Origin of the sequence: Maridesulfovibrio spiralis (SeqCode), from assembly GCF_048571135.1 — a bacterium.
Lineage (GTDB): Bacteria > Desulfobacterota > Desulfovibrionia > Desulfovibrionales > Desulfovibrionaceae > Maridesulfovibrio > Maridesulfovibrio spiralis.
Genome location: NZ_CP182344.1, coordinates 1,062,626 through 1,079,356 on the forward strand (window position 1 = coordinate 1,062,626; position 16,731 = coordinate 1,079,356).

At 53.4% G+C, this 16,731-nt stretch carries 17 protein-coding genes; 15 read left to right on the top strand and 2 right to left on the bottom strand.

What is annotated here, in order from left to right; translation table 11 throughout:
- The first annotated feature begins 8 nt into the window (after window positions 1-8).
- Genes ACNI29_RS04780 through ACNI29_RS04800 form a run of 5 tightly spaced genes read left to right on the top strand, consistent with a single transcriptional unit; the run spans window position 9 to window position 4,452 of the window.
- Window positions 9-938, top strand: a complete 930-nt coding sequence (locus ACNI29_RS04780; RefSeq protein ID WP_419781048.1) for an LpxL/LpxP family acyltransferase — start codon at window positions 9-11, stop codon at window positions 936-938.
- Between the two features lie 20 nt (window positions 939-958).
- Window positions 959-1,204 (top strand): phosphopantetheine-binding protein, encoded by a 246-nt coding sequence (locus ACNI29_RS04785; protein WP_419781049.1) that lies wholly within the window; start codon window positions 959-961, stop codon window positions 1,202-1,204.
- Window positions 1,205-1,207: 3 nt separating this feature from the next.
- Window positions 1,208-2,398, top strand: coding sequence for a beta-ketoacyl-[acyl-carrier-protein] synthase family protein (locus tag ACNI29_RS04790; protein ID WP_419781050.1), 1,191 nt, complete (start codon window positions 1,208-1,210; stop codon window positions 2,396-2,398).
- On the top strand, window positions 2,398-3,285 hold the full coding sequence (locus ACNI29_RS04795) for a beta-ketoacyl synthase chain length factor (protein ID WP_419781051.1): 888 nt from the start codon (window positions 2,398-2,400) through the stop codon (window positions 3,283-3,285). The genes ACNI29_RS04790 and ACNI29_RS04795 overlap by 1 nt, the downstream gene beginning before the upstream one ends.
- A 3-nt stretch (window positions 3,286-3,288) precedes the next feature.
- Window positions 3,289-4,452 (top strand): AMP-binding enzyme, encoded by a 1,164-nt coding sequence (locus ACNI29_RS04800; RefSeq protein WP_419781052.1) that lies wholly within the window; start codon window positions 3,289-3,291, stop codon window positions 4,450-4,452.
- Window positions 4,453-4,454: 2 nt separating this feature from the next.
- Here the strand turns inward: ACNI29_RS04800 and ACNI29_RS04805 are convergent, their stop codons facing one another.
- Both ACNI29_RS04805 and ACNI29_RS04810 read right to left on the bottom strand, forming a co-directional pair.
- Window positions 4,455-5,321, bottom strand: a complete 867-nt coding sequence (locus ACNI29_RS04805) for a hypothetical protein (protein WP_419781053.1) — start codon at window positions 5,319-5,321, stop codon at window positions 4,455-4,457.
- Window positions 5,318-6,424 (bottom strand): LeuA family protein, encoded by a 1,107-nt coding sequence (locus ACNI29_RS04810; protein ID WP_419781055.1) that lies wholly within the window; start codon window positions 6,422-6,424, stop codon window positions 5,318-5,320. The genes ACNI29_RS04805 and ACNI29_RS04810 overlap by 4 nt, the downstream gene beginning before the upstream one ends.
- A gap of 327 nt (window positions 6,425-6,751) precedes the next feature.
- On the opposite strand from ACNI29_RS04810, the gene nifH reads away from it, so the two are divergent.
- The 10 genes from nifH to ACNI29_RS04860 all read left to right on the top strand — a co-directional run bounded on the left by nifH (window position 6,752) and on the right by ACNI29_RS04860 (window position 16,723).
- Window positions 6,752-7,579, top strand: a complete 828-nt coding sequence (gene nifH / locus ACNI29_RS04815) for a nitrogenase iron protein (RefSeq protein WP_419781056.1) — start codon at window positions 6,752-6,754, stop codon at window positions 7,577-7,579.
- Between the two features lie 199 nt (window positions 7,580-7,778).
- Window positions 7,779-8,126 (top strand): P-II family nitrogen regulator, encoded by a 348-nt coding sequence (locus tag ACNI29_RS04820; RefSeq protein WP_419782087.1) that lies wholly within the window; start codon window positions 7,779-7,781, stop codon window positions 8,124-8,126.
- A gap of 1 nt (window position 8,127) precedes the next feature.
- Window positions 8,128-8,502: a P-II family nitrogen regulator gene (locus tag ACNI29_RS04825; protein WP_419781059.1), complete on the top strand. Its 375-nt coding sequence runs from the start codon at window positions 8,128-8,130 to the stop codon at window positions 8,500-8,502.
- Between the two features lie 19 nt (window positions 8,503-8,521).
- Window positions 8,522-10,156, top strand: coding sequence for a nitrogenase molybdenum-iron protein alpha chain (nifD, locus tag ACNI29_RS04830; RefSeq protein ID WP_419781061.1), 1,635 nt, complete (start codon window positions 8,522-8,524; stop codon window positions 10,154-10,156).
- A 150-nt stretch (window positions 10,157-10,306) separates the two neighbouring features.
- The gene (gene nifK / locus ACNI29_RS04835) at window positions 10,307-11,680 is read left to right on the top strand and encodes a nitrogenase molybdenum-iron protein subunit beta (RefSeq protein WP_419781062.1); all 1,374 of its coding nucleotides are present in this window, start codon (window positions 10,307-10,309) and stop codon (window positions 11,678-11,680) included.
- A gap of 144 nt (window positions 11,681-11,824) precedes the next feature.
- Complete coding sequence (locus tag ACNI29_RS04840) at window positions 11,825-12,955, top strand: NifB/NifX family molybdenum-iron cluster-binding protein (RefSeq protein ID WP_419781063.1); 1,131 nt, start codon at window positions 11,825-11,827, stop codon at window positions 12,953-12,955.
- 195 nt (window positions 12,956-13,150) lie between these two features.
- A complete protein-coding gene (locus ACNI29_RS04845; protein ID WP_419781064.1) occupies window positions 13,151-13,453 on the top strand; it encodes a (2Fe-2S) ferredoxin domain-containing protein in 303 nt (100 codons plus the stop codon).
- Between the two features lie 62 nt (window positions 13,454-13,515).
- A complete protein-coding gene (locus ACNI29_RS04850) occupies window positions 13,516-13,983 on the top strand; it encodes a GNAT family N-acetyltransferase (protein ID WP_419781065.1) in 468 nt (155 codons plus the stop codon).
- Between the two features lie 14 nt (window positions 13,984-13,997).
- A complete protein-coding gene (gene nifE / locus ACNI29_RS04855; protein ID WP_419781066.1) occupies window positions 13,998-15,362 on the top strand; it encodes a nitrogenase iron-molybdenum cofactor biosynthesis protein NifE in 1,365 nt (454 codons plus the stop codon).
- A 2-nt stretch (window positions 15,363-15,364) separates the two neighbouring features.
- Window positions 15,365-16,723 (top strand): nitrogenase component 1, encoded by a 1,359-nt coding sequence (locus tag ACNI29_RS04860; protein WP_419781067.1) that lies wholly within the window; start codon window positions 15,365-15,367, stop codon window positions 16,721-16,723.
- Window positions 16,724-16,731: the final 8 nt, after the last annotated feature.

Below are 16,731 nucleotides of genomic sequence, written 5' to 3' on the forward strand. Positions count from 1 at the left end.
GCGGTTAAATGAAACGCAAAAAAAGATGGTCCAGCAAAAGTCTGGCCCCTCAATTTTTCCATAATATATTCTACGGAATAATCCGGTTACTGGGCAGACCAGGTGCATGCTTCCTGCTCTTTTTTGTAGTCGGTTTCTACACCCTGCTGCCGGGAGTGGGCAAACGTCCCGCCGAATACATCCGCCGCAGGTTCGGTCCGCAAAGCGGATTGAGCATGATGCGCCATACTTTTCTGCTCTACTGGAATTTCGGAAAAATGCTTGTCGACCGGGCCATTCTGCGCATTCTTGGCGACTTCGAAGCAGCCGGGACAGCCGAAGATATTCAGCTGTTGCAGGAACTTTACGCCGAACACAAACGGCTGATACTGCTTACCGGACATGTGGGCTGCTGGCAGATGGGATTTTCATACCTCGGTTTTCTGGATGCCCCCAAGGCAGTGGTCATGCTCATGGATCACGGGGACGTGGACAAGCATTCCTTCAAATGGAAAATGTCCGGGAGCGCAAAATCCGGGGAAGAGGAAATCACGGTAATCAATCCGGCCGCGCCGCTCGGCGGAACCCTTGAAATGCTCACCGCCCTGCGTGAAAATTCCGTGCTCTGCATCAACGGGGACCGGACCATGAACGAGAGCAGGCATAATGTGCAGGTGGACTTTCTGGGTGGGAAAATTGAAATTCCGGTTACCCCGTTCAAAATAGCAGCAGCAACCGGGACCCCGGTAGCGATAGTTTTTTCCGAACACAGAAAAGCCGGAGAAGGTCTTTTCAAAGTCGCACAGGTGCTCCACATACCGGCAGATGCCGACAAAGGTGATATTCGGGGATCAGCAGCCTTCACTCCCTTTGCCCAGAAATTTTCGGACGAATTGGAAAGGTATTGTCAGGAAAACCCTTACCAGTTCTACAATTTTTACAATATGTGGACACAATAAATTATCTATAAAGAGGCCAAATGCATACCAAACTTAAAGAACTGCTCATCGAAGAGCTGAATCTCATCGACGTGACCGTGGACGAAATTGAAGACGACGCCCCCCTCTTTGGAGAGGGTCTCGGCCTTGATTCACTTGATGCTGTGGAAATCGTGGTGCTGGTTCAGAAAAATTTCAATGTTGAAATCAAAAACATGGAAGAAGGCAAGGCCGCTTTCCAATCCGTCAATTCCCTCGTAAATTTCATCAAGGAAAGACAGGCTTAGAACATGGACCGTCCCGTCAGCATTTGTGCCTGCGGCTGCATCTGTGCCGCCGGACCGGACACCCGCACATGTTTTGAAACCATGTTGAACGGAGATGTACAGCCTAGAGTCATACCCGGTTTTTCATACGACCAGCCCATGCAGAGTCCTGTGTTTGCGGTAAAGAACGAGTGGTTATCCAGCGATGAACAAACCCCTCCGCTGACCAATACCATGAAGCTGCTTTATCCCGCAGTACAAGAAGCATTGGCACAGGCCGGACTCACCCCCGAGAAGCTTCAGGACTTGAAAGTCGGTTCATGCATCGGGTCATCCACCGGAGCCTCCCTGAACTTCAAATCCTTCTACCAGAAATGGCGCGAGGGAGATCAGCCGGACCTTGAAACCATCGAGAGCTACCTGCATTGCAACCCTGCTGCTGCCGTGGCCGATAAATACAACTTATCCGGTCCGGTGCAGACCGTGACCAACGCCTGTTCATCCGGTACTGACTCCATCGGCATTGCAGCATCATGGATCAGGCAGGGACTCTGTGATCTGGTCATAGCCGGAGGCGCGGACGCCCTGAGCGGAATTTCATACACCGGATTCTCACGGCTGATGATCACCAGCCCGGAAAGATGCCGCCCCTTTGACAAAGACAGGCAGGGACTCAATCTGGGTGAAGGCGCAGGAATTCTCATTCTGGCAGATAAAACAGTCATACAGAATCTGAAGCTTGATTCCATCGCCCAGATAATGGGCTACGGAACCTGCTGCGACGCCCACCACCTGACTGCGCCCCATCCCGCGGGAACCGGACTGAAACAGGCCATAAATGAAGCCCTTGAGCGCAGTGGGATTGACGCGAAGGAAATCGGGTTCATCAATGTGCACGGAACCGGGACCGAGAACAACGACCGCATTGAAGGTCAGGTAATCAACGAACTTTTTCCTTCCACACCGTTCACCGGAATCAAGGGCTTTACCGGACACACCCTTGGTGCTGCCGGGGCCATTGAAGCGGTCATGACGATCATGTCCCTGCGGCAAGGCGTACTCATGCCAACCAGAGGCTTCCGCAACGCCGAACCGGAAGCAACAGCCGTCCCGATCACCTCCAGAACCGAAACCGCAACCAGTTATGCGCTGAGCGACTCGCTGGCCTTCGGCGGAAACAACTCCGCCCTCGTTTTCAAAAAGGGAGCTGAGTGATGCGTGTAGCCCTGCATGGAATCGGAACCGCACTCGCTGAGAAAGGAGCTGCGGTTGATACTTCCGATCTCAATTCATATTTCGCGCCGCGCCGTCTGCGCCGGGTGGACCACTTCACCCGCATGACCATGCTGGCCGGATGCCGCGCCCTGCACGACGCAGCAGGAACAGTGCAGGAAGACCTCAAAAACCCATTGCCCCTGCCCGATGACATGGGCATTGTGCTTAGCACCGGTTACGGTCCCTCGCAGACCATCTTCGAATTTTTGGATTCCATCATCGACCACGGAGCGGGCTGCGCCTCACCGCTGGCTTTCTCCCATTCAGTACACAATATCCCGGCGGCGACCTTGGCTGTTTTCCTTAATAATCCCAAGCCCTACACTACCCTCTGCCAATCGCACGGACCAGTGCTTGCCGGATTGCAGACAGCCGGATGCTGGCTGAACGAAGGACGGGTAAAAAGAGTACTCCTCGGCCTTGTCGATGAAAAAACACCCCTGCTGGAAGAAAACACCCGCCGCCTGCTGCAAGCTAAGAATTTATCCGGCGAACTGCTAAAAACAGGTGAAGGAGCCTGCTTTTTCCTGCTCGGACCTGCGGATGAATCCGAAAGCAAGTACGGGGCAATTGAATTCGAAGCCATCAGCCCGCAGGAGTTGCAAGAAAAAGTACTGCCTGCTTCTATATTCAGCCCGGCCCGGACGCTCCCCGGATTAATGGAACTTGGGATACCTGCCACTGCCTCCCGGCAGGAGGACATGCCCTGCGCTGCCGGAGCAGAACTTGCCCATGCTGCGAGACAAGGAGCAAAGCTCGGCTCAAGCAACTGCATTGAACAGGCAGGGAAAAACTTCGGGCTGATCTCCATCAACCCCACGCAATAAATCATGCCCGCAGAACTCGCACTCACTATGCCGGATATCGAGGAAATGATTTCCTCAACCCTGCTGGCAGAAATGAATTACAACCAGAAACTGGAATTATGTCAGGGGCAATCCCTGCCCGGCGGATTTATTCCCGGTGATGAGATCTTTGATGAGCCGCAAGAAATACTTGAACGCATCGCACGACAATTCGGCCTTGAATCACCACTTCCCGCAGGCATAAGCCTGACCGGACTGGCTGCGCTTATCTTCTCCGAGACCGGAGGAAAACCGCAACACCTGACCTTCTTCACATCCGGGAGCACCGGTAAACCGGTTGCCGCAAAATCAACTTTCGCCGACCTTGAACAGGAAATCCACTCCCTCGCCATGCTTTTTGCGGACCGCAAACAGATCATCAGTTATGTTCCCCGCCATCATATTTACGGATTTCTATTTTCCATCCTGTTGCCCAAGGCTTTGGATATCCCGGCTGAATTCTGGCCGTCACTGCCCGGACAGGAACAGATTCAAAAGATGAGCAGCGGCGACCTGATTATCGCCTTTCCCCTGCTCTGGAAAAAACTGGAAAAACTTCACTGCGATTTCCCGGAGAATGTCTACGGAGTAACATCCACCGGACCCTGCCCGGCAGAAACCATCACCAGTCTGTGCGCGCTGGGGCTTGCCCGCATGACCGAGGTTTACGGTTCATCAGAAACCGGAGGGGTCGGCTACCGCCACAACCCGGCGGACCTGTACACCTTATTGGCTCACTGGGAGCGGACCGGAATTTCTTCCATCAAACGGACCGCAGCAGACGGCTCCAAACAATTACACACCTTGCAGGATAATCTTGAATGGCAGGGCGCAACAAATTTCAGGCCGCTGAAACGCTCAGATAAAGCAGTGCAGGTGGGCGGCATAAACGTTTATCCGGCGCGGGTGGAAGAAGTGCTCAAGAAGCATCCGGCAGTGAAGGCATGCTCGGTCCGGCTTATGCGCCCGGAAGAAGGGGAACGGTTGAAAACATTCGTTGTACCCGCCCTGAAAATGGAAAACGCAGCCCTTGAAAAAGAGCTGCGAAATCTGGTGATTGATAAACTTTCCCGCTTTGAGCGGCCCGGAAAATATGATTTCGGTCCCTCGCTTCCCCTTTCAGATATGGGCAAATTGAGAGACTGGTAAACTTATACAGAACAGATCAGCCCCTGCGACAGATTATCCAGTTGCGGCAGAAACGGTGCACTGCTGACCTCGTAGTCCGCAAAATCAATATAGGCCGGTTCCGCTTTCGGATTCAGGCCGATCTCTACTCCCTGCCCGTCAAAAACCATCCGCATGGGCACAATTTCCTCCTCACTTTCCGAACACAGGGATTCACGGCTCTCAGGCGCAAAGAGGAATTTACGGCCTGAATAATGACGGGCACGGACCATGCTCAATGTTGTGCTCAGCCCTGCGACCTGCCCTTGGTTATCAAATACCAGCGAATTCAAATCTCCGTTAATGCCTACGGCATCGGAATCAAAAGCGTTAATCATGCCGATACGCGTTGGCACCGGAATCGGTTCTGCCGGCTCAAGGGAGCGGATACGTCCGCTGGGGCTGAAACTTATGCCCACGCGGGTTTTGATGGGACCTACCGGGGTTTGCACGGTCAGTTCCTCCCCCGGCCAGAGTGTCATGGAGCGCAAGCCTCCGTCCTCAAAAAAACAAAGGCTGATCACCTTGGCGTTAAGCGGCCCCGCCGGGGTATCGATTGTCAGCAGATCTGCCAATCTGCCTTCATCCTCCTGACTCCAATAGCCGGAGAGCTTACCATTCAGCGGGAAAACCCGTTTCAGCTTACCGGACTCGTAGAATGTTACCATCTCAGCCTCGATGATTCCCAGCGGCGTGAAGATGGGAGTGCGATCTTCAAGGGGCAATGACTTCACTGTGCCGTTGGCGTAAGTCTGCACAGGCTGCAATGTCTTGCGGCGCAGGTCATCGGTGGAATGCTGGGCCACCAGCTCCCCGGCCTCGGTTGAATAAATTCGTCTTAAGGTGTTCATGAGTAGACCTCCCCGTCATTGAGTTTGATAAATTCACTACGGGTCAGGGGCCGTTCAAGACGCAGGGAAAGCTGACGCACAGCCTCGGTGAGAGTCGAGAGATTATCCGTACCGCAATCAATGCCGTATTCATCAAGGGCACTGCGCACTGCCGCGCGTCCACTCTTACCGCCTACTGCCAGTTTACGGGATGTGCCCACGGAATCGGGATCGTAAGGCTCGAAAAGCTCCGGTGATTTGCTCAGTGCATGGGTATGCAGCCCGGACTCACAGGCAAAGATATCAGTGCCGACCACGGCCTTTGTGCGCGGGATAGCAACCTTGGCGGCAGATGCGACCAGCATGCAGCTTTCCTTGAGCACTGCGGTTGAGTAACGGGCATTGCCTTCACGCAGGGCCAAGCGGGCCACAAGTTCCTCGGTGGCGGCAATGCCTGAACGCTCACCAATACCGACCACCGAACAATCCGCGTAGTCTGCCCCGGCTTCAAGGGCGGTGAAAGAGTTCGCCGTAGCCATGCCGAAATCATCATGGCAGTGCACGGCAATATCGATGTTGAGCTTGCCTCTAAATTTCCTGACCAGCTTTTCCATGGCAAGGGGAGTCAATTGCCCCAGAGAATCCGCCAGACGGACCCTTGATGCTCCGCAGACCTCGGCATGCAGGGCCATTGAAAGGGCGAAATCTCCATCTGCACGGGAAATGTCCTCAAGTCCCACGGAAATATATTCAAAACCGCATCCGGATGCTGTGCGCACGGCAGAAGCCAGTTTACGCAATATGGCCTGACGGTCTGAATCCAGTCTTTTTTCAATATGCAGGTCCGAAACCGGGACCCCGATATTAATGCGTTTCAATCCCAGACCTGCCGCAATCTCAATGTCTTTTTCCCGGCAGGGGGACCAGACACTAAGGGCGGTAGAGCTGCCGATTTTAAGGGCATGCTCGGCAAACAGGGGCAGGTCTTCCTGTCCGACCCAACCCAGCTCGATCTCATCCACTCCCATAGCTATGAGTGAGGATGCGATGCGCTTGCGGGTTTCCAGATTGAAATATGCCCCGAACAACTGTGCGCCTTCACGCAGGGTGGTATCGATCAACATAGTAATGCTCCAATAGATTAAAATTAACTAAAACCCATAAAGCATTTTTGATGCCAAAGAACACGACCTTTCTATCTACCTTAATTTATATAACATACCCTCCTACGCCACACACCACACACTACATTCAAAAATGTAGGTTCCTACAATTTTGTACATTGTTTTAGTAGCAATCTACAATTTTCGCAGGTCTTTATCTTTCTTAATCTCTCGCATTTAAATCTTTTATTTCCAGACCTTACCCAACAAAAACGCACTTGGCACGGGGATTGCCATTAGAGAGTCAGCAACAACGAAATTAAATCCAAACCACATGGAGGAGAAAAAATGAGAAAGGTAGCAATCTACGGAAAAGGCGGAATCGGGAAATCAACCACCACCCAGAATACTGTAGCCGGACTGGCAACAATGGGCCGTAAAGTAATGGTCGTCGGCTGTGACCCCAAAGCAGACTCCACCCGTCTGCTGCTGGGCGGGCTGGCCCAGAAATCCGTTCTCGATACCCTTCGTGAAGAAGGTGAAGATGTAGAGCTTGAGGATATCCGCAAACCCGGTTTCGGTGATTCCTGGTGTGTTGAATCCGGCGGCCCGGAACCCGGCGTCGGTTGTGCAGGACGCGGGATCATCACTTCCATCAACATGCTCGAAAACCTCGGCGCATATGAAGAATCCGAAGGCCTTGATTACGCCTTCTACGACGTTCTCGGTGACGTTGTTTGCGGTGGATTCGCAATGCCTATCCGTGACGGTAAGGCAGAAGAAATCTACATTGTCTGTTCCGGCGAAATGATGGCCATGTATGCGGCCAATAACATCTGCAAAGGTATCATGAAATACGCTGAATCCGGCGGAGTTCGCCTCGGCGGCCTTATCTGCAACTCCCGTAACGTTGATAACGAAAAAGAGATGATCGAAGAGCTGGCCAAGAAACTCGGAACCCAGATGATCTACTTCGTCCCCCGCGACAACGACGTACAGCGCGCGGAAATCAACCGTAAAACAGTAATCGAATGGGACGATTCCGTACCGCAGGCATCTGCATACATGGGTCTTGCCGAAGCCATCGACAAAAACGAAATGTTCGTCGTGCCCACCCCGCTTGAAATCGAAGAACTGGAACAGCTGCTCCTCGATTACGGCCTGATGGAAGCATAGAAGCTTAATTTACCCCAATTAATAAAGCATCTCGGCGAAGCCGTAATAAACAGTTTTGGGATTCTTAAACCCTTTTCCCACAAATCCGCAGGAAGGGGCGCAATAAAAGGGTTTAAGGCCCCCGGCAGGGTCGCCGAAGGCATTCTTCATCTAAAGCGCGCAGCGCATCAAATACCCACAGCAGAGCAAGGAGATAAATATCATGATCATGGTGAGAGCAATTGTAAGACCGGAAAAAGCGGACGACGTACTGGCCGCACTCATGGACAACGGCTACCCCGCAGTAACCAAATATTCCGTTGCAGGACGCGGTAAACAGCGCGGAATCAAGATCGGCGAAGTCACCTATGACGAGATCCCCAAGACCATGCTCATGAGCGTAGTCAAAGCCGACGACAAGGACTTTGTAATCAACACCATCATGGACGCAGCCCGTTCCGGCGCAAAAGGCGCATTCGGTGACGGTAAGATTTTCGTAACCGACGTAGAAGACGTCTACACCATCAGCTCCGGCATAAACGAAGCGGCTCCGGTTGAGGAGGCATAGCATGAAAGAAGTCATCGCAGTTGTGCGGATGAACATGATGAACCGCACCAAGGAAGCCCTCACCGAAGCTGGCATAGACGCCTTCTTCGCCCACGAGGCACAGGGCCGCGGAAAGGGTTTCGTAAACACCGCAGTGCTTGAAGGAGCGGAAGAAGGCTACGAAGAAGCCGCCGCAGTCCTCGGTGAAAAAGGAAAGCTCTACCCGAAACGAATCCTAACCGCAGTGGTCCCCGAAGAATCCGTGGACGCAGTGGTAGCAGAGATAATCAAGGTCAACAAAACCGGAAAGCCCGGTGACGGCAAGATATTCGTCTGCCCCATGGGCGATGCGGTCAGGGTCAGAACCGGAGAAACAGGCGCGAAGTCCATCGCCTAACCACTCAAGGAGATATGAGATGAGTAAAACTAAAGTGGTGCAGTGGGACCCGGCGGACATCAAGGAAGAACTTCTGAAGAAGTATCCGCCCAAAGTAGCCCGCAAGCGCGCCAAACAGATCATGATCAATGAAGCGACTGAAAGCGAAGCACCGCCTGAAATCGTCGCCAACGTAAGAACCATTCCCGGCATCATCACCATGCGCGGCTGCACATATGCAGGCTGTAAGGGCGTTATCATGGGCCCCACCCGCGACATAGTGAACATCACCCACGGCCCCATCGGCTGCGGATTCTATTCCTGGCTGACCCGCCGCAACCAGACCTCTGCCGGTCCGGACGGTGAGAACTACATGCCCTACTGCTTCTCAACAGACATGCAGGATCAGGACATCATCTTCGGCGGTGAAAAGAAGCTGGAAGCCGCCATTCAGGAAGCTTACGACCTCTTCCATCCCAAGGGCATCTGTATCTTTTCGACCTGCCCGGTCGGCCTGATCGGTGACGACGTGCATGCCGTTGCCAGAAAAATGAAAGCCAAGCTCGGCGACTGCAACGTATTCGCCTTCTCCTGTGAAGGATACAAGGGAGTTTCCCAGTCCGCCGGTCACCATATCGCCAACAACCAGGTTTTTACCCACCTCGTGGGCGAGAACAAGGAACCGCGCAAAGAAGAATACAAAATCAACCTGCTCGGTGAATACAACATCGGCGGTGACGGTTTCGAGATTGACCGCGTACTCAAAAAATGCGGCATCACCAACATCGCAACCTTCTCCGGCAACTCCACCTACGATCAGTTTGCATCGGCCCAGCATGCCGACCTCAGCTGTGTCATGTGTCACCGTTCCATCAACTACGTGGCAGACATGCTGGAAACCAAATACGGCATCCCGTGGATCAAGGTGAACTTCATCGGTGCGGAAGCGACCGCCAAGTCCCTGCGCAAGATCGGCGAATACTTCGGCGACAAAAAGCTCATCGCCAAAATCGAAGAAGTCATCGCCGAGGAAATGCCCGAAGTCGAAGCAATTGCCAAAGACGTGCGTTCCCGCACCGAAGGCAAGACCGCAATGCTCTTCGTCGGCGGCTCCCGTGCGCACCACTATCAGGAACTGTTCAATGAGATGGGCATGAAGACCCTTTCCGCAGGTTACGAGTTCGGTCACCGCGATGACTACGAAGGCCGCCGCGTAATCCCGGACATCAAAGTGGACGCGGACTCCCGTAACATTGAAGAGATCGAGGTCGAAGCAGATCCAGAACTCTACCGTCCGCGCAAAACCGAGGCGGAAATCAAAGCCCTCGAAGATGCCGGTTACGACTTCAAGCATTACGACGGCCTGAACCCGGACATGGATAAAGGCACCATCATTATTGACGACCTGAACCAGTACGAAGCTGAAAAACTGGTGGAACTCCTCAAGCCTGACCTTTTCTGCGCGGGCATCAAGGAAAAATTCTCCATCCAGAAACTGGGTGTACCCATGAAACAGCTGCACAGCTACGATTCCGGCGGTCCCTACGCAGGTTTCAAGGGCGCAGTCAATTTCTACAAAGAAATCGACCGTCTCGTCGGCAGCAAGGTCTGGAGCTACATGAAGGCCCCCTGGCAGGAAAACCCCGAGCTAACAGCAACTTTCGTTTGGGAATAGCCAGAGCGCCACAAAACAGCGATCTGCTTCGTTGCTGCGATAAAGCCAGAAACTCACATACGCTTCAGTATGCTTCGTTCCTGCCTTTATCTTGCGCCGCACATCTCAACATTGTGTGACGCTCTGGACGAAGGAGAGAAGGAGAAAAAAATGTTACTCAGACACACCCCCACAGAAATAAAAGAACGCAAGTCACTGGTCGTTAACCCGGCTAAAACCTGTCAGCCCATCGGTGCAATGTACGCCGCGCTGGGCGTCAAAGGCTGCCTGCCCCATTCTCACGGTTCTCAGGGTTGCTGCGCCTACCACAGGTCCATGCTGACCAGACACTATAAAGAACCCGTTTCCGCTGCTACCAGTTCCTTCACCGAAGGCGCATCGGTCTTCGGCGGACAGGCCAACCTTATTCAGGCCATCAATAACATCTTCACGGTCTACGAACCGGAAGTGATCGCCGTACACACAACCTGTCTTTCAGAAACCATCGGTGACGACCTGAACCAGATCATCACCAAGGCTACCAAGGAAGGCAAAATCCCCGAAGGCAAGACCGTATTCGGCGCGCCGACCCCCAGCTACGTGGGTTCGCACGTTACCGGTTTCTCCAACATGGTCAAAGCCATGGCCCAGTTGGCCGAACCGACCTCAGAGAAGAACGGCAAAGTCAACATCATCCCCGGCTGGGTGGAACCCTGCGACATGGAAGAGATCAAACGTATCTGCTCCATGATCGGCGTGGACATCACCATGTTCCCGGATACCTCCGGTGTCCTGAACGGACCGCTCAGCGGCGAATACAAGATGTTCCCCGACGGGGGCGTAACCATCAAGGAACTGCGTGAAGCGGGACAGGCCACCGGAACCATCGCTCTTGGTGAATGGTGTTCCGCAGACGGCGCACGCTGGCTTGACTCCAAGCACAAAGTTCCCTGTACCGTTTTGGACATGCCCTTCGGCCTGCAGGCAACCGACCGTTTCATCGACGTACTGCGCACCGTAGCCGGAGTATCCATCCCCGATACCATCTCCTACGAACGCGGACAGCTGGTGGATATGATCTCTGACATGCATCAGTACTTCTACGGCAAGAAAGTCGCCATTTACGGTGATCCCGACCAGCTCATTTCCATGGTGGAATTCCTCCGTTCCATCGATATGTGCCCGGTCTACGTAGTTACCGGAACTCCCGGCAAGAAGTTCGAAAAACGGATCAAGGAACTCACCGCCGACATGCCTTACGAATGCAAGGTCAAAGCAAAAGGCGACATGTTCCTCATGCACCAGTGGATTAAAAACGAATCCGTCGACCTGCTCATGGGTAACTCCTACGGCAAATACATTGCCCGCGACGAAGATATTCCGTTCCTGCGCTGGGGCTTCCCCATCACTGACCGTCAGGGACACCAGTACTTCCCAACCGTGGGTTACAAAGGCGGTCTGCGCCTGCTCGAAAAAATCCTCGGACTGCTCATGGATCGCATTGACCGTGACACCCCCGAAGAAACTTTCGAACTCGTACTTTAATAACAGTAGGCCTCCGGCGGCCCTGCCGGGGGCCTCAAACCCTTTTTGAAAAAAGGGTTTGAGAATCCCAAAAACTCTGATCATGGCTTCGCCACCGTAAACTCACAAGCCATCCTTTGAATAATTAATTTCATGGAGCACCACATGACCACTTCAACTTCACATCCCTGCTTTGGCCCTTCAGCCCGCGCATCTGTAACCCGTGTTCATCTCCCGGTTGCTCCGAAAACTTTTTGCAGGACCAATTTCGCCCCCATGGTCAAGCAGCCCGCAGCCATTATGCCTGACGATGCTCTTACCATGCTTGATGAGCTGATCGACTCCGGGAAGAAAATCAAGGTTGTCGGTATCACCGGCCCCGGCGATCCACTGGCTAATTTTGAAGCCACCTACAAAACTTTAAAACTGGTGAAAGAAAAATACCCGACCATGTCCCTTTGCCTGACCACACTGGGTATCGGCGGCGAGAAGTATGCTGAAGAACTGGCAGAACTTAAAATTTCCCACGTCACCTTTTTGGTGGACGCGGCGGACTCGGCAACTGCCGAGAAAATCTACGCATGGATTCGCCCGTCCACCAAAAACATCCCCCTGCCTGACGCCTGCAAGCTGCTCATGAAAGAACAGGCCGCAGCAATCAAGGCCTTCAAGGAAGCGGGAGTGACCGTGAAGGTCAACACCACCATCTATCCTGAAAACGTGGACCAGATTGAAAACATCGCCCGCGCAGTGAAAATGCTCGGCGCGGACATCATGGGATTGATTCCTTTCATCCCCGAAACCGACAGCGAATTTCCCGCAGTGAGTGACGAACAGATCGCAGAAGTAAGAGCACTCGCCGCAGAACATATTGAACTCATGGAGCCGTGGCCCGTATGCGGGGCGACCGTTAAGCTGGAGCGACCGACATCAAGTTCCCTGCCTAAACCGAGCGTTAACCGTCCCAATGTAGCGGTAGCAAGTTCCGGTGGAATGGATATCGACCTGCATCTGGGCCACGCCCGAAAAATTCTTATTTACGGCCCGCGCGAAGACGGTCTGGCTTGTCTGCTGGAAGCAAGAGAGGCCCCGGAACCGGGCGGCGGTGCAGACCGCTGGGAAAAACTGGCTGAAACTTTGAGCGACTGTTTTGTTCTGCTCTGCGCCGCAGCCGGGGAAACCCCGAAAAAAGTACTCGCCGCAAACGGGATCAGAACCGTGATCTCCGATGAAAACGTGGAAGGCACAGTGGATGTGCTCTACGGCGGCGGAAAAAAAGGCAAGTGCAAGAAATAAAGCACACCGGACCAAGCTAAGCGGCGAAGCCAAACTAAAAGGTTTTGGGATTCTTGCATTAGCCCTTAGGCGAGAAGCTTTGCTTCGAGTCTTAGGGATAACGACAGTGAAACAAACCCTTTTGCAAAAGGGTTTAAGCCGCCGGAGGCAAATCTTTCAATAAAAAGCGCAACGCGCATCAAATAGGAGAAAATTATGGCTACCCCTGAAAGAATGATCATCTGTTGTCAGAGTTTCCGCGCTGCGGGCGAACCCAAAGGCATATGCCACAAACAGACCGACGGTTTCCTGCAATACATCGAAGAAGAAATCATCGACCGCGGCATCGACGCACTGGTGGTAGCCACCAGCTGTCTGAAGCAGTGCGACAACGGCCCCATCCTCGTGGTCCAGCCGGAAAACTGGTGGTTCAAGGGTGTGGATTCCGAAGAGAAAATCGACGAAATCCTCGACGGTCTGGAAGACGGCGAACCCTGCGCAGATTACCTGCTCGACTAATCAAGACATCAATATTTCAAGATTCACGCTTCTGGATTTTGGAAAAACCATAGAGGGAGCACATGCCGGCCACAATTCATATACGTAACGCCAACTCTGCTGATCTGGTTCCCATGACCGATCTGCTGAATTCGCTCTTCTCCATAGAGAAGGACTTCTCAGCAGATGGGAACAGACAGATGCAGGGTTTAAGAATGCTGCTAGGCAATCCCCGGGCATGCATTCTGGTGGCGGAAGATATGGGTGAAGGCGTGGGTGAAGTGGTCGGCATGTGCACCGGTCAGATTGTAATCTCAACCGCTGAAGGCGGCCCGTCCATCCTCGTGGAAGATGTGGTTGTCCGCAGCGACCGGCAGGGGGAGGGAATCGGCACCATGCTTATGGAAGCCGTGATCCAATTCGCAGAAGAACAAAGAGCAACAAGACTGCAATTACTTGCAGACTGCGACAACACCCCGGCCTTGAAATTCTACAATAAAATCGGTTGGAGCAAGACCAGCCTGATTTGCCTTCGCAAGACGAACGCATAGCAACGGAGCATATCATGAACGAATATACAATTTTAGAAGAACGAAAAGACCAGATCCACCGCACGGGCGAGGGAGCACTGGACATGGCATGCAACCGGGAATCTCTCGCCGGAGCAGTCAGCCAGAGAGCCTGTGTTTTCTGCGGTTCAAGGGTTGTTCTCTATCCCATAGCCGATGCCCTGCATTTGGTGCACGGGCCTATCGGCTGTGCGGTTTATACCTGGGACATCCGCGGTGCACTTTCCAGCGGACCGGAACTTCACCGCCTGTCCTTCTCCACCGACCTTCAGGAAACGGATGTTATCTTCGGTGGCGAAAAAAAACTCGAAGCCGCTCTTGATGAACTCATCGACCGCCACAGCCCCAAGGCCGCTTTCGTTTACTCCACCTGCATCGTCGGCATCATCGGAGATGACCTTGAAGCAGTCTGTAGAAAGATGTCCGGGAAAAAGGGCATCCCCGTGCTTCCGGTCATGTCCGAAGGCTTCAAAGGCAGCAAACGCGAAGGTTATCTTGCGGCCTGCAAAGCCATGTTCAAGCTGGTCGGAACCGAAGGCGTGTCCGATATTTCACCGCTTTCGGTGAACATTCTCGGCGACTTCAACCTTGCCGGTGAAATCTGGATCATCCGCGAATATTTCAGAAAGATGGGGGTGGAAGTCGTCGCCAACATCACCGGCGACGGACGTGTGAAGGATATTGGGCGCAGCCACGGGGCGGCTCTCAACCTTGTACAGTGTTCGGGTGCGACATTGGATTTGGCAAAAATGATGAAAGAGGAATACGGCACGCCCTTTATGCGCGTCTCCTACCTCGGCATCGAAGACATGGCCGATTCCCTCTATCAGGTTGCTGATTTCTTCAAGGATGTCGACCCGGACATTGTCAAACGCACTGAAGACCTCGTCCGCGAAGAGCTGTCAAAGCTCATGCCCGAACTGGCCCGCATGCGCAAAGATCTCGAAGGTAAAAAAGTCGCCATGTATGTGGGCGGTTCCTTCAAGGCTTTCTCGCTGCTGAAAGCCTTCCGCCATCTGGGCATGAAAGTAGTCATGGTCGGTTCCCAGACCGGAACCAAGGAAGATTATGCTGAACTGGAACGCATCTCCGATCCCGGAACCATCCTCGTAGATGACGCCAACCCGCTGGAACTGTCCGCATTCATCAAGGAAAAGGACGTGGATATCTTCGTCGGCGGCGTAAAGGAAAGGCCCATCGCTTTCAAAATGGGAGTCGGATTCTGCGATCACAACCACGAACGCAAGGAAGCACTCGAAGGCTTCGTCGGCATGCTCAACTTCGCCCGCGAAATCCACGCTTCAGCCATGAGTCCGGTCTGGAATTTTGTACCACGCAGAGCAAAAAAGGAAGGAGTATAGCCATGACGACTAAAAGCAAAAATTACACATCGACCACTAACGCCTGCAAACTCTGCACGCCTCTGGGCGCGGCAATGGCCTTTCGCGGCGTTGAAGATTCCATACCTTTCCTGCACGGCTCGCAGGGCTGCGCCACTTACATGCGCCGCTACGTGATCAGCCATTTTCGTGAACCTGTGGATATCGCTTCTTCTGCACTGGGCGAAAAGCACGCCATCTACGGCGGCGGCCCGAACCTGAAAAAGGGCATCCTCAATGTAATGAAAAAATACGAGCCGAAGGTCGTCGGCATAGCGACTACCTGCCTGACCGAGACTATCGGTGATGACGTGCCCATGTACCTGAACGAATTTCATAATGAATTCGGTGATCTTGACCTGCCGGATATCGTGCAGGTTTCCACCCCCAGTTATAACGGTACGCACGTGGACGGCTGGCACGGGGCGGTTCGATCCATGGTCGAGCAGCTCTGCACCGAAAATGCGGAGAACGATGGGCACATCAACATCCTGCCCAACATGGTTTCCTGTGAAGACGTGCGCCATCTCTTCGATATATGTGAAGATTTCGATCTGAAAGCGACTATTCTGCCGGACATTTCCGAAACCCTCGATGGTCCTGCACTGGAAGATTACATGAAGATCCCCGTAGGCGGGACCCCGGTGAAGGATATCAAGAAGATGTCCGGCGCAGCGGCAACCATCGAGCTGGGCCGCTGTGTACCCGCCAAGAGTGGCGGAACCAGCCTTGCAGAACGTTTCGGTGTAGCCAACCACCGCATCGGACTGCCTATGGGGCTCCGTGAATCAGACATATTTTTTGAAACCCTTGAAGCTGTTTCCGGCAAAACAATGCCCACACGTTATGAACGCGAAAGAGGCAGGCTGATTGATGCCTACGTGGACGGACACAAATACGTATTCGGTAAACGGGCCGTTGTTTACGGCGAAGAAGACCTAGTCACCGGGCTCTGCGCTTTTCTGGCCGAGATCGGCGTTGACGTAATCCTCGCCGGATCAGGCTCCAGGAAAAAAGGCATGGCTGAAGCCGTGACTGCCGTCACCGAAGGTGTAGGCCGGACCACACCCGAAATTCACGAAGGTGTTGATTTCCACGACATCGCCGAACGGGCCGGGGAACTCAAACCCGATCTGCTCATCGGCCATTCCAAAGGCTATCGCTACGCCAAAGCATGGAACATCCCGCTGATCAGGGTCGGCTTTCCGGTCCATGACCGCTTCGGCGGGCAGCGTATCCCCATGCTCGGCTATCGCGGAACGCAGAACCTCTTCGACCGCATCGTCAACGCAGTTCTTGAAAAAAAACAGGCCGATAATCCCATCGGTTACGGATACATGTAAGATATTAA